Source organism: Zobellia sp. B3R18 (genome assembly GCF_018860715.1).
Lineage (GTDB): Bacteria > Bacteroidota > Bacteroidia > Flavobacteriales > Flavobacteriaceae > Zobellia > Zobellia russellii.
The window spans coordinates 1,621,723-1,635,651 of the sequence record NZ_JAHKQG010000011.1 but is presented as its reverse complement, the minus strand read 5'-3'; the positions used below and the strand labels follow the sequence as shown (position 1 = coordinate 1,635,651).

Below are 13,929 nucleotides of genomic sequence, written 5' to 3'. Positions count from 1 at the left end.
TGCAATGAAAGTAATGGCAAAACACTTTTCACTCCAAGTCATGGCTCTTTTTCTTTTTTACAGCTGTTCCAATCATGGTCAGTTAGCTTATGTAACAAAGTTACCAAGTAGTCTAAAAGAAAATTCCGGAATAGCTACGTACACAAATGATACAGCATGGTTCATTGAGGACAGCGGCAATGATGATGTCATTACCAAAGTGGATTTCAAAGGAGAAATCCTAAAGGAGTTTAAGGTAAAAAATGCTAAAAACCATGATTGGGAAGACCTTACGGAAGACAAAAAAGGCAACTTATACATAGGTGACTTTGGCAATAACGCTAGTGATCGTAAAGATTTGGTAATCTACAAACTCCCCAACCCCGAATATGAAACCGGCGACCATATTACCGCTGAGCAAATAGCCTTTAAATACCCCGAGCAAAAACGTTTTCCTCCTAAAAAAAAAGAGCGTTATTATGATGCTGAAGCTTTCTTTCACTATAACAACTACCTCTACATTTTTACAAAAAACAGGGCTAATCCGTTTAGCGGAGAATCACTAATATATAGAGTTCCCGATACCAAAGGAGATTATGATGCCGAATACTTGGGCAGGTTAAAAACATGTGATGATTGGGATACTTGTAAAGTTACTTCTGCCGATATTTCTCCCGATGGAAAAACTGTAGTTCTCTTGGGAGCAGGAAAGCTATGGACCTTATCTGAATTTGATTTGGAAAATTTACCCGAAAGCACCTTAAAAGAAACGGACCTCATGATACGTACCCAACTAGAATCTGTGAGTTTTGTAGATAATACTACCCTTTTACTTTCTGATGAAGAGACAAAAAAAGAGGGCGGAAATCTATATAAGTATACGCTTAAATAAACGCCTGCCCCTTGCTATTCATTTTTACGCTAGAAACCAAAACCTACACCAAAGGAGAAGCGCAAGCCATCATCACTATTGAAAAGTGCCATGCGCGCCGTGACAATATCAGCTCCATTAAGAAAAAATCCGCCTCCATATGAGGTATGCCATTCTTTGGAATTTTCCATGGGCAACCACACCCTTCCATAATCAAAGCCACCATAAAACCCCATGGCCAATGGTAGAAGTTGTGTCTTTATTTTCCTAAGACTATATCTGATATCCGTATTTTGATAGTACGATTTTTTACCGGTAAACCGTTGGTTTCTAAATCCCCTTAATCCATCAATACCCCCAATACTGGCGGCTTGATAAAATTGATAATCGTCGCCTATATTAAAATGTGCCTTCCATTTTGTAGCTAAAACCAATCTACCACTAGGTATTAACTTATAATCAAAAGCAAGACTGGGAATAACATAACCAAAAGCATTTCCGTTATCGGTACTTCTTTTATATCCTGCTGTAAGCGATGTAGACATTCCCATAGTTGGAAAAGCGGCATTATCCGTATTGGCATACGAATACTCCGCATCAACACCTACAAATTTATTACCGGTCTCCTCACCGTTAGCCTGATAGTAGGTGTTGATAAATCTATCATCACTCTCTTCTACCTCTATGGATTCGTAAGATACACCAGTTTTAAACTTAGCCCCATATTGACCTCGCCATACCAAGGCCGGAGCAAATTTAAGTGTCTGTAAACGCACTCGGTTATAATCCATTCCCAAATCGTCATCAAAATTCTCGGTACTATTACCAAAATCGAAAAAATTGATAGCAAAGTTCGGACTGGTAAAACGAGCTCCCAAGTGTAAATTCCAATTTTCAAAAACATGGGCAAACTCACCACTGTACCCTAGTTCAAAACCACTGGTCGCAAAGTAAAAGGAAGCATCTACCTTATGTTGTTGGGTAAAAGGGTTCTGCCTGAAACCGTTGTACGTATAGGTATCACTAATTCCTATTTTAACGCCATCATCAGGGTTATAACCAATAGTAGGTATAATTTGATTTACAGAATTCCGAATTTGCAGTGGCAGGTAGTTATTGGTGTTATAATCATCCGTAAGTTTTAATTTGGCGCCGCTCAATTCCTCTATGGTGTTCTTCTTTGTTTTATAATCGTAAACAGCTATGTTACCGCCTTGGCCTACCCTATAAATATCATTGTTCTGGCCACCCACCAGACGTATCTTAATAGCACTTCTTTCATCTCCGTTTACCTCAAATATATCATCATCATCCAGCCCATAAACCCAAACTTCTTTGGTGCTATTTTTATTGAAAACCTTGGAGAAAAACAACTTGTCCTTTTCACCTTTTATATTCCTATAGACCTTTACCTCTGTTTCTTTATCATTCAAGACGTTCACCTCAAACCAATCATCCTTATCGGTTCCTACCACTACCGCATATTTGTTAAGAACGCCATAATAGGTCTGCGCAGTTTCTTCAATTTTAGCGGATCGCGCCAATAAGATTCTTTTAATTTCTACTACTGTTTCATCCCTCACCTCCTTAGGAAAGTGGGTAAACGCTTTATCAATGACTTCTTCGGTAAGATTTTCCCGAATGAACTTAGCTTGCTCTTGCCATTGCTTTGGGGTTGTTTCGGTCAAAAGCGCCATATCCAAAACATAGGTTTTTGGCGAAGAGTTAAAACCTTTTACGTTTCTTATTTCTTCATTAAAACCTTCCATTAAATGTAAAGCTGGAATTATCCTTGTGGCCAGATTCATAAAAAAACCATCACCATGTTTAGAATACACCATATCACGGTCTCTAGGCACTGGTTTATAAAGAACCTTATCATTTTTCTTATCCTTAAATTCAGCCCAACGCCATTGATCTACATGACGGTCCCAATCGCCCATAACCATATCAAAAAGTCGCGCTCTTAAATACATTTCAGAGTCTACGGCATATTTCTCATCATCCCGTAAATCTTCCAGCATGCTATTCGTACTTTTTAGTTCATTGGCGTACCCAAAGCTCTTTAAGTTTCCATGACCGTCACCAGCATGTTCCTCTATCATATATAGCTCATTCCCAAAGGATTCATTAAAATCCTTAAGAGCGGGTTGCTTTGGCACATAATAAAGTACTGGGTTTGTATGGTACAGTCCCACGGCATCGGATAGATCGGCCGTAGTAAAAGGCCCATAAGGGTGAGATCCTGTATAAAAGTCGAGAAGGAAATTTTCTGTATAGGTATTTTCAAAATCACCCATTACGTATTGTTCCTGAAAGGCCATGGCCTGCAAATACAGTTCCGCATCCTTACGAAGGGCCCGCATTACAAATTCCTTACCATCCTTATCCCTTAACCGCAATGATTTTGATTGATGTCCTCCTCCTTTATGAACGGGAACAAGACCTCCCATAAGAGTATCCAAATTTACCGTTGGGGCTTCAACTTTTGTGGCATAGTATTTACGGTACCTGTCTCCCCATAGAAACTTGAAAAAACCACTTCTATCTATTTCATCCTCGGAATAAACCGAAGCTTTTACCATAGCCGGAAATTTCTCATCATACTTACCATTAAACAACTTTCTGTCCGGTGGTAAGACTTGTGAAGTGAACAAAAATTCCTCGTCCTTATTACCATCTACTCCAAAGTATCTAACTTGAGAAGAACCGTCCGTATAAACCTCCAAGGTAGCATAACCCCTTTGCCCCGTAGAAAATTTGCTGCCGTTCAAGAGACGGGTAGTTCCCGTTTTGGCTCCGGAACCGCTCACTATTTGAGGAGTATTCTCCTCCACAATATATTGCAACGTATGTTCGTGTCCCGAAGCCAAAATAACTTTTTCCGAGTATTGGGCCAAGGTCAACAACCGCTTCCTGAGCTCTGTATACCGTTTGTTACTCATATCTTCTATAGATGCCCCTGTAGTTCTTCTTAAAAGATTTACAAAACTTCCTAGAATAGGCAAAGGACCAACTTTTCCTTTAGGATACAAATGTGCCTTTGTGGAATATTGACCTCCGTGCGGACCGTAGCTAAACATAGGATGGTGCATAGCAATTATAGTGGTGTTCTGCCTGTTGTCTTTAATTTCGTCTTCGAGCTCCAGCCAAAATGCATCGCGCGTTTTAATATCGCATTTATCATTAATATCAGGGCGCTTGTCCCAATTCGTCAAGTACCACTCCGTATCTATTGCAATTACGGTAATATTATCCGTTACCTCTATGGTTTCTATAGGGCAACCATCTTCAGGAAAAAAAACATCATTACTGTCTAGCTGTTCCTGAATGTAATCTTGTTCTCGTTCCAGACCTACTAAACCTTCCGTATACCAATCATGGTTGCCCGGTATAAAAATAGGGGCTCCCTTAAAATTATCCAGGGTCTTTAATTGCGCATCCAAATCGTTCTTGGCCTTAATGTATGCTGCGGTAGAGTCTTTAGGGTCCGGAAGCCCTGCAGGGTAAATATTATCCCCTAAAAATAGCGCTGTACTATTTTCGTTCGCCTTATCTAACTTGCTCTTGAAAATTTTAAGTGCATCGTTCATACCGTTCATAGGAGATAGTCCGGCGTCTCCAATAAGGTAAAACGTATGTGCAACTGTTTTGGTGGTAGAAACATCCTCTTTACCTTCCTCATTAGCATACTTGGTCTTGGAGGTCGCACATCCCACGAACAATACCACCAATGCTATTAAAGCAAAATGTTTGCCCAATAGAATACTATTCATTCTCAATATTTTGTAATTTGGAACCATAAATATTTTTTTATGCCGGATTTACTATCAAAAACCGAAGAATTTGCAATCAACCTATTAGTCAAAGATTTAGATACCAACTATTTGTATCATAATCTTAGGCATACTCAACGAGTTGTCAAAAGTACTAAAGAATTGCTTGATTTCTATAACTTAAACACTGTTGATAGTGACGCAATAACACTAGCCGCATGGCTTCATGACACAGGCTACACCCGTGGTGTTGAAAATCACGAAGAAAGCAGCTGCGAAATAGCTAAAGAATTTCTTGCAAGCCAAGATTGTAGTGCACAAACCATTGAAACGGTCTGCAATCTTATTATGGCCACAAAAAGAGGCTATGAGCCGCAAAACCTCATGGAAGAAATCATTAGGGACGCAGATGCATCCCATTTGGCCCAATCCAGCTATGGGGAAACCTGTGAAATGCTGCGTCAAGAATTACAATTATTGGGTCTTGCAGAGCATTCACCAAAGGAATGGCGTAGAGCCAATATTAAGATGTTCCAGACAGAGCATCGTTTTTATACGGACTACGCACTTAAGAATTGGCAAGAAGGCAAGGACGATAACCTTAGAAAATTAGTAAAGCGCGATAAAAAACAAAAAAAGACCCTAAAGAAAGAGGAACTTAAAGTAAAACTAAAGAACCAAAGTCCGGAAAGGGGCATACAGACTATGTTTCGTGTTACTATGCGTAACCACCTAAAGTTGAGTGATATTGCAGATACAAAGGCGAACATTTTGTTATCCGTAAATGCAATTATTATCTCATTAATGCTTTCCAATCTTATACCAAAATTAGACAACCCCTCTAACGATTATTTGGTTATTCCGGCAGGTATTTTTGTGCTATTCAGTGTTATTTCCATGATTATGTCCGTTATGGCAACGCGACCCAATGTTACTAGTGGTGAGTTTTCTAAAGAAGATGTACAACAGAAGAAAGTAAATTTATTGTTCTTTGGAAATTTTCATAAAATGAAACTTGAGGATTATGAATGGGCCATACAGGAGTTGATTAAAGACCAAAAATATGTTTACGACTCCCTAACCAAAGATCTTTACTTTTTGGGAGTTGTATTGGATAGAAAGTATAAACTATTACGTTGGACCTATACCATCTTTATGATAGGAATGACCCTATCCGTAATCGCATTTTTTGTAGCGTTGAAATTCTACGGTCCCGAAAGAATAATTGAGTTACCTACCTAAGCCTTTAATTCGTTCATAAGGTCTTCATAGGTATACGTCTTTTCCTCATTGTTTTGCTTGGTCTTGTAGAGAATGTCTGCCCTAATGGCTTTCAATCCGCTAACACCTTGTAGACCTTCTAGCTCAACAATTTCTACTTTTCCGGTAAAATACCCTTTGGAGCGGAGAAATGTGATGTATCTTAGATATTCTAGCTCATCTTTTTTCTGCGAATAGACAATGACCATTTTTCCCGCTTGGGTCAAACGTTCATTGGTTCCTTTTATATAGGATTTATCTATACGCTTTTTGATGATCTCGTAACGTGCGTTATATGTGCCATCTACATCAAAACGTTTCTCATCCATTCTAAAACGTATAGAAAGCGAGGTACTGTACACCAATATAAGCGATGCCACGTCTAAGGGCACCGGAAGTTTAGGCTTTAGGGCGTAATGCGCATTCTCCATTTCGCACATGACCTGTAACTGCCATAAACGAAGGTTATTGAGATAAAGCATATCAAAATCGCGATCACCTACGATTTCTTCGCCTATATACATGTTGTGCTCAACACCATCTGTTTTATACCTTTCAAAATAGTGAGGAAACATGGCTTGGGCATTCTTCTGCTTTTTATCCATTAACCCAGCCAACTTCATATTGATCTGTGTAACGCTCTCATCATAGTTACGTCTGTGATCGTAGTAAGACTCCGTACCCATATCAACCGACGATTCATAGAAAAGAATCAGGTTCTTCAAGTTCTCATCTGTTTTTTTTAAATGAGAGAAAACAGGATTTATTTCTTCGGTTACAAAATTAAAGATGGCCTGTTCACTATTGGTGTGGAGGCTATCCTTAATACTGTCCGTATGATTATTTACCCTAAACATCAACTCCTCATAAATAGGCAGCTTTGTTTTCTGCCAAGCCTCTTCAAGGACCTTACCAATAGTAGACAACTGAATCATAAGATCCCGTTGTATGGCTATATTTCTAGCTTGAGAAGAATTTTTTATATCTACCTGCCCATACAAAGGATATACATCCTTAAAAACAATTTCTCTAAACGTTGGATTTCTTCCTTCGGTAGAATCTTTTACAAAGCGTTTAGCTTCTTCCTCAAAACGCCAGTATACAGAATCGTGTACCGATGTACATTCATTTTGAATCACGGCATCGATCAGGTTGCTCTCCTCAATTTTAGAACGCAATACTGCTGATACGATAAAAGGCATTATATCTTCTAACTTATTAGCATTAACACTGTTAAGGGCATTAACTTCATAAGCTACAAGTTCTAAAATTCCTAAAAGGTTTCCATTTTGCCCAATAGGTGCCAAAATAGCACTTTTGATACCTTGTTCCTTTAATCCCTTAAAAAGAGACATTTCGTCAGCAGTTTCATAATACCTATCTACGTCCGAAATGGCAAAATAACTATTCTCCTCCAGCAATTTGTGGTAGGACTTTTGGCACAAGGTACTGGCACAGGCTACTGAATCCCTTTCTCTTAAGAGGAAACTTTCCATACCACTGGCATACACCCTCTCAAAACGATTGTCTTTGGCATTGTACTCTACAAAACCAGCTTTCATGTTGGGCGTATTGAAGAAAGACCTAAAGGTTTCCTGTAAATTATCCATGAAATTCTTGCTGTTTCGCTTGTCATTAGCAATCAGGCTAGATTTTATTTCAGAGATAGAATGCTCCGCCGTAACATCAAACATATTGGATATAACAAAACCTTTTGAAACAAAACTATGTGGTGGTATTTTCTCTTTCCACAAGTCTATATTATCAAAATTGTCCAACAACTCATCCACATCTTTCTGAGTGAGCTCCTTTGCCTTGTCCGTTGGCAAAATCTCCATAAAATCTGCATTGTACAGAATTCTATAGTGACGCATTACACCGTTTTTATCCGGTATATCGTAAAAAAACGGTCTTTTAAAATCAAAATTGAACCCGTAATGAAAATTAAGGATTACGGTACATGCCACAATATACATTTGGTGTTCGGGCAAATTCCGCATTTGAGGCAAAAAGTCATCACCTCCGGCATCTTTTAATATTTTCTTAAACCGCTTAGAGGAATTAAAAATGATATTGTCATAGGGCAAAGAAGCCGCCTTTATTTCGTTGTTGGTAAGAACTTCAGAAAAGATATCCTGTAAAATTATATTAATGACATCCTTGTGTTTTTCAAGCAAAGCAACGTCATTAAACCCTGCGCGTAATTCCGGGTAGGGTTTGGCCGCATCTATAATGCGCTGTGCCATTTTCGCAGCCGTAATGTTATCGCTTTTGGCCATAACATCATACTGCCGCAAAAGCTTATCAAAGCTAATGAGCTGTATAATTGGCAAATCTATTTTACTATCTTCGTTCATCACGGTTCTTATAAGTCGCAAATACCTCCTTAAAGTTACAAAAGAAAATAATGTTTTGTTAAAACAAACTTTATGCCTTTCGTCGCTTTTTTTAGATATTTATGCAAATTTACAATATGTCGTCCAATACCCGGTTATCCAGAGCATACCAAAATGCCAAAATGGTACCTTTTGACGATGAATCGAAGTTTATTCTCTTTAGCGACTGCCACAGAGGTGACAATAGTTTTGCAGACGACTTTGCCAACAACCGAAACATTTACTTTCACGCACTAAATTTCTATTTTAAGGAAGGTTTTGATTATTGTGAAATAGGCGATGGTGACGAGCTCTGGGAGAACCGTTTTTTTGAATCTATATTTGAGGCCCATAAGAATGTATACGGACTATTGAGAAAATTTCATTTAGGCCGTAGACTACACATGATTTGGGGAAACCATGATATGGTCTACAAAGACCCACAGTATGTCAAAACGCATCTAAGCAGCTATTTTGAACCCATAGATGGGGAATCCAAAGAGCTTTTTGAGGGCATTACATACCACGAAGGCATTATACTCCAGCACAAAGACACCCAACAAGAAATCTTTTTGACCCATGGTCACCAAGCAGATTGGTGGAACTATACTTTTTGGAGATGGAGCCGTTTTTTGGTTCGTGTTCTTTGGAAACCGCTACAGGTTTGGGGTATTGCAGACCCCACAAGCCCGGCCAAAAATTACAAAGAGCTCATTAAAATAGAGCGCCGTATTAAACGGTGGATTTTAAAAAATAACTTGTTGATTACTATTGTTGGGCACACCCATAGACCACGCTTTCCGGAGCCTGGTGATATTCCGTTTTTTAATGATGGCAGTTGTGTTCACCCACGCAGCATTACGGGCATTGAAATAGAAAACGGCAGCATTTCACTGATCAAATGGCAGATATCAACCACAGATGATGGTACACTCCGTGTTGTACGGGTCTTATTGGAGGGACCACAAAAGTTGACGGACTACCAGAAAGCAAAAGGTTAGAAGAATACGTATCTTTACCGCTACCATTAACTAATATTAAATTACATGTTTAAAAAAACACTATCCATTGCCCTTATTGCATTAGTACTTACTTCTTGCTGGAAAGACAAAAGCCCGGAAGACCTTATTCGTCTAAAAGATAAATTCAAGTCTCAGGTAAATGCTTTTGAGAACAAGAAAGAAACAGCCAATAAGAACGTGAACAAAGGCCTAGAATCGCTCAATGCATTAAAGAGTGCATTGGAAGACACAAAGAACGAAGACAAGGAATTTGCAAAGGTATATGGCGATTGGGAAAAGGTAGACCGCCGCGTACAAAATCTTAACAAAGAATACGAAGATTTAAAAGAGAAGGCTTCTAATCTTTTTACTGCAATGGAAAAACAGACCAACAGCCTAAGTGATGAGACCAGCAAAAAAACGCTTTTAGGAGCCATTAAAAAAGCAAAGACCAAATACAACGGTACTTTAGCCAATACTTCAAAAGCCATTGACAAACTAAAACTTTTACATGGCGATGCCGTAGAGGTCGTAAAAGCCCTAGAAGTGGCTGCCGCCCTAAATTCCTTTGACAACATAAACGACCAGATGAAAAGTATAGAGGGCCGTGTAGATGGTATTATGCAAGAACTGAACGTGGCTGTTGTGGAAAGCAAAAAACTGTACGAAAAAAAGATTACCGAATTAGGGGAATAAGTACCTTGCATGTATTACTCTTTTTTGACGGAAAGCTTCAAAGTGCCCCCATTATCTTGAAAACTGTGCATAAAACTTAATTTCATTATTTTAGCGCCAGCCCCAATAAAAAGCAGTAGTATGAAACGGTCCCCTCTTCTTCTTTTAACTCTTTTTATGTGGATGCTGGGCACATCTGTTTTTGCTCAGCACATAAAATTCAAGACCCTTAGTACTAACGACGGACTCTCTAACAACTCCATTACAGATATTGTTAGTGACCATGATGGGATATTGTGGATTGCAACTTGGGACGGTCTTAATAGTTATAACGGTAATACGTTTACGGTTTACAAACACGACTTAAAAACCCCCAAGTCAATAGCCGGAAACAATATAGAAAGGTTAAAAAAAGACCGCGAGGGCCATATTTGGATACTCACCAAAGAGAAAAAGCTAAGTAGGTACATTGGTGACGGACAGTTTCAAAATTTTGTTTTTGATGATGCACCCAAATACATAACGCTTACTAAAAATGGCAATATTGGAATAAAAACCAGTACGTCCAGCTATACATTTACGGAAGGAAAATTTGTTAAATCCGAATTTGTTGAGGAGAAGCAAGAAGACAAAGGCATACTTAAGGGCATCTTGCTCAGCAAATATCCAAATTCAATTATAAACGATGTTCTTAAAGACCGATCCGGAAATATCTGGTACGCCACAAGAAAGAACGGCGTTTATATTATTCCAAACAATGCAAGTAATAGAGATAACGAGCAAATAGACCATTATTTCCATGACCTTTATGACCCTTATAGCTTTAAAAGTAATGAGGTAGAAAAAATATATGAAGATGGTTTTGGTAACATTTGGTTAGGACATAAAGATGGCGGACTAAGCTTGGCCTATACAGGCTCCGAACAGATTACCACCATAACGCCCCATCCCTACGAATTCCCGCACCTACCTAACGAAACTATACGTGCCATTACAACAGATTTTAAAAGTCGTATTTGGTTGGGGTACTATACAAAAGGCGTATTCTATTATGATCAAACAAAAGAATGTTTTGTAAAGTTCAAGATCAAAGAGGTGGCAAAAAATTCGGATTGGGAACGCATCCGTTCACTGTACACTGATAAATCGGGAGAAATCTGGATTGGCACCTATGCCGGCATTATCCGGATAAAAAACGGAAACTATTCACTTTACCAATCAAAAGATATCCCGGAGCTACCCAATGACAGGAACTACTCCTTTCAAGAAGACAATGCCAACAATATATGGGTAGCCTGCTGGGGCGGAGCGGCCAAATTCAACTTAAAAACAAATCAGTTTGAATCGTTTAAAGGACAAGAAGCCCTAAGTTCTTACCATATTAGAAATATAGCATACGCAGATAACGAACTACTGATAAGTACCGAGAACGAAGGTCTACTTCTATTGGACATCCCTTCAGGAACATTAAAAGACATTACGATTAATGACGGTATTTTGGGCAATAGCGTCTATTCCTCTTTTAAGGACAAGCAGTCCGGATATTACTGGATTGCCAGTTTGGGTGGCATAAGTATATATGACAAGAAAAACCGCCTAATTCATAATATTACCGAAAAAGAAGGATTGCCAAGTCACATGGTTTATGGTATGCTTTTAGATAGCGACAAAATCTGGATAAGCACCACCAAAGGGATAGCTGCCGTTGACCGAAATGACTTTTCTGTAACGTCTTTAAATATGGACGAAGGCTGGCAAGGCAGGGAATTCTCCGAAGGCGCCTATTACCAAGATCGAAAAGGCTCTATATTCTTTGCCGGAATAAATGGCCTAAACCACTTTTCTCCCACAACTATCAATATTACCAAAGAGCTCCCCAAGCTTAAAGTGCATATTGACAATAGCAATGATTTTTCCCAAGGCATAACAAAAAACTATACCGAAAATTCTTTAGAAGTATCCATAGAGCCCATTGTTTTTACTAAAGACCCCAATAATCAGATACTTTACAAATTGGTGGGATATGACAATGAGTTTAAATCCTTCTTGGACTCCCCTATTCAATACACGGATTTGCCCGATGGAGAATACATTTTTGAAGTAAAAAATTCTTTGTCCCAAGACCTTGCTTTTAAAAGTATACCTATTGTAATCCGAAAACCATTTTACAAAACTCCTTGGTTCTACATTTTGCTGTTGGCCACTATTCTTTTAGCATTTACGGGTTGGGTATTGGTACGAAACCGAAACATTGCAAAAAACCAGAAAAAACTAGAGCTTAAAATTGAAGAACGAACGCAAACCATAAACCGCCAAAAGGAAAGATTAGTTAAAGTAAACGAAACCTTGGATGAGAAGAACAAGGAAATAAACCGCCAAAGAGAGGAGCTTTTAAATTCGTATCACCAGCTTAAAAATGAAGATTTTGAAATTGAAAAATTTAAGACCTTCGTCCTGTCCGAATTTAAGGAACCGGTGTCCAAGATTATAGAGAACTCAAAACAACTTGAGAAAAATGAAGGTGTAAAACAGAGTATAAACAACGAATCCAACAGGTTGATTACATTGCTTTCGGAATGGGATTACCTTACCAATTCCAAAGATATTGGCGAACTTAAAAAATCGGCAACCAAAATAAAGCAATCCATAAAAATCTTAGTTGACGGACTTTCGGCGCACGCCAAAAAATCAAAAATAAACTTAGATTACTCCCTAAACATAGAAGACCAATGGGTTGAGTTGGACTCTCTACGCTTTAAGCTATTTTTTAAATATCTTTTTAATGACATCTTAAAATACATTTCCAAGAACAGCTTTTTAAAGGTAATTGTACGAACGGTAGATACGTCATTAGAACTTGTTATTGAATCCAACAGCAAAGTCCTTATTGATAATTTTTTCAGCATACAACATTATAGTCCTTACTATAGAGCCGCTAACACCCTACTAACGGCCATGGAAGGGACTCTGACCGTAAAAAACGAAGAAAACCTGACCATTTCTGCACTGTTGCCTATAAAAGTAGTGGACACCAATCAAAAAACGGAAGAGGTATTATGGAAACACTTAGACCTGAACCAAAAACTACCATCTGACAAAAACAATATCCTTATATTCTGTAACGACAACGATTACCTACCTGCCTTTCAGCTGTTTGACGACCCTGAAAACAATTTAGTATTTGAACGTACCTCAGCAGCAATTTCCTCCGCTATTAAGCATGTGAACATTCACTGCTTGGTGTTGTACAACATTACCATTGACGAGCAGTTGGTGCAACTGTTTCATCTTACCAAGAACAATGGAAAACAAATGGCGCTTCCTACCCTTTACATATCCGAAGATATTGACCACGCCCTACGAATACAGACCACTGAGCTTGGTGTAGATGCTTTTATACAGTTACCTGTTAGCAAATCTTTTATCCAAAGTAAGCTCACAAAGCTACTATCCGTTAGAAAAGAATTTGCCAATCACAGTGCCAAACACTTGTTTTTAGAAACACCTTTTACAGAAGACCAAACTTTATCCGTTAATGAAAAATTAGTGAAAAAGGCACTGAAGCTTATAAATGAGAATCTTCACGACCCATCTTTCAACGTTCAGAAGTTGAAAGAAATGCTTTTTGTATCCAAAATAAAATGCTACCGCGCCTTTAAAGAAGTACTGCAACAATCCCCTTCCGACGTAATTATAAAACTCAGATTGCAAAAAGCGGAATATCTCCTCCAAAACCGCTCATTGAACATTTCTGAAATAAGTACGGAGTGCGGTTTTAACGACTCAAAGTATTTTAGTCGTCTATTTAAGAAGAATTTTGACTATAGTCCAAAAGGGTATAGGGCAAAAATGGCTCAACCTTAGTGTTAACCGCATATTATCACAAGGTTACGTTAGGATTACTGTAACCAAAGTGCACCAAAAAGAAACCATACAACCCCATTTTTGAGTCATAAGTACACCTTTATGATTCTTTTTTCATCTGGTAAAGA

At 38.5% G+C, this 13,929-nt stretch carries 7 protein-coding genes; 5 read left to right on the top strand and 2 right to left on the bottom strand.

Annotated features, from left to right (window positions below; translation table 11 throughout):
- Positions 1–4 precede the first annotated feature (4 nt).
- Entirely contained in the window at positions 5–871 is an 867-nt protein-coding gene (locus tag KO513_RS13330; RefSeq protein WP_252735793.1) for a hypothetical protein, read from the top strand.
- 29 nt (positions 872–900) lie between these two features.
- Here the strand turns inward: KO513_RS13330 and KO513_RS13325 are convergent, their stop codons facing one another.
- Entirely contained in the window at positions 901–4,626 is a 3,726-nt protein-coding gene (locus KO513_RS13325; protein ID WP_215913768.1) for a metallophosphoesterase, read from the bottom strand.
- 39 nt (positions 4,627–4,665) lie between these two features.
- Here KO513_RS13325 and KO513_RS13320 point away from each other — a divergent pair, with 39 nt between their 5' ends.
- Positions 4,666–5,868, top strand: coding sequence for a Pycsar system effector family protein (locus KO513_RS13320; protein ID WP_215913767.1), 1,203 nt, complete (start codon positions 4,666–4,668; stop codon positions 5,866–5,868).
- On the opposite strand, the gene KO513_RS13315 is transcribed toward KO513_RS13320, so the two are convergent.
- Positions 5,865–8,243 carry a GAF domain-containing protein gene (locus KO513_RS13315; protein WP_215913766.1) on the bottom strand — a complete coding sequence of 793 codons (2,379 nt, stop codon included), beginning with the start codon at positions 8,241–8,243 and terminating at the stop codon, positions 5,865–5,867. The genes KO513_RS13320 and KO513_RS13315 overlap by 4 nt on opposite strands.
- A 116-nt stretch (positions 8,244–8,359) precedes the next feature.
- Between KO513_RS13315 and KO513_RS13310 the strand changes: the two genes are divergently transcribed.
- The 3 genes from KO513_RS13310 (at position 8,360) to KO513_RS13300 (ending at position 13,801) form a co-directional block, all read left to right on the top strand.
- Complete coding sequence (locus tag KO513_RS13310) at positions 8,360–9,262, top strand: serine/threonine protein phosphatase (RefSeq protein WP_215437673.1); 903 nt, start codon at positions 8,360–8,362, stop codon at positions 9,260–9,262.
- A 45-nt stretch (positions 9,263–9,307) separates the two neighbouring features.
- A complete protein-coding gene (locus KO513_RS13305) occupies positions 9,308–9,958 on the top strand; it encodes a hypothetical protein (RefSeq protein ID WP_215913765.1) in 651 nt (216 codons plus the stop codon).
- Positions 9,959–10,078: 120 nt separating this feature from the next.
- On the top strand, positions 10,079–13,801 hold the full coding sequence (locus KO513_RS13300; RefSeq protein WP_215913764.1) for an AraC family transcriptional regulator: 3,723 nt from the start codon (positions 10,079–10,081) through the stop codon (positions 13,799–13,801).
- Positions 13,802–13,929 lie beyond the last annotated feature (128 nt).

Bases quoted from the DNA above. Each gene is read 5' to 3' on its own strand.
- KO513_RS13325 (WP_215913768.1), bottom strand. From the start codon at position 4,626: ATGAATAGTATTCTATTGGGCAAACATTTTGCTTTAATAGCATTGGTG.
- KO513_RS13320 (WP_215913767.1), top strand. From the start codon at position 4,666: ATGCCGGATTTACTATCAAAAACCGAAGAATTTGCAATCAACCTATTA.
- KO513_RS13315 (WP_215913766.1), bottom strand. From the start codon at position 8,243: ATGAACGAAGATAGTAAAATAGATTTGCCAATTATACAGCTCATTAGC.
- KO513_RS13300 (WP_215913764.1), top strand. From the start codon at position 10,079: ATGAAACGGTCCCCTCTTCTTCTTTTAACTCTTTTTATGTGGATGCTG.
- KO513_RS13330 (WP_252735793.1), top strand. From the start codon at position 5: ATGAAAGTAATGGCAAAACACTTTTCACTCCAAGTCATGGCTCTTTTT.
- KO513_RS13310 (WP_215437673.1), top strand. From the start codon at position 8,360: ATGTCGTCCAATACCCGGTTATCCAGAGCATACCAAAATGCCAAAATG.
- KO513_RS13305 (WP_215913765.1), top strand. From the start codon at position 9,308: ATGTTTAAAAAAACACTATCCATTGCCCTTATTGCATTAGTACTTACT.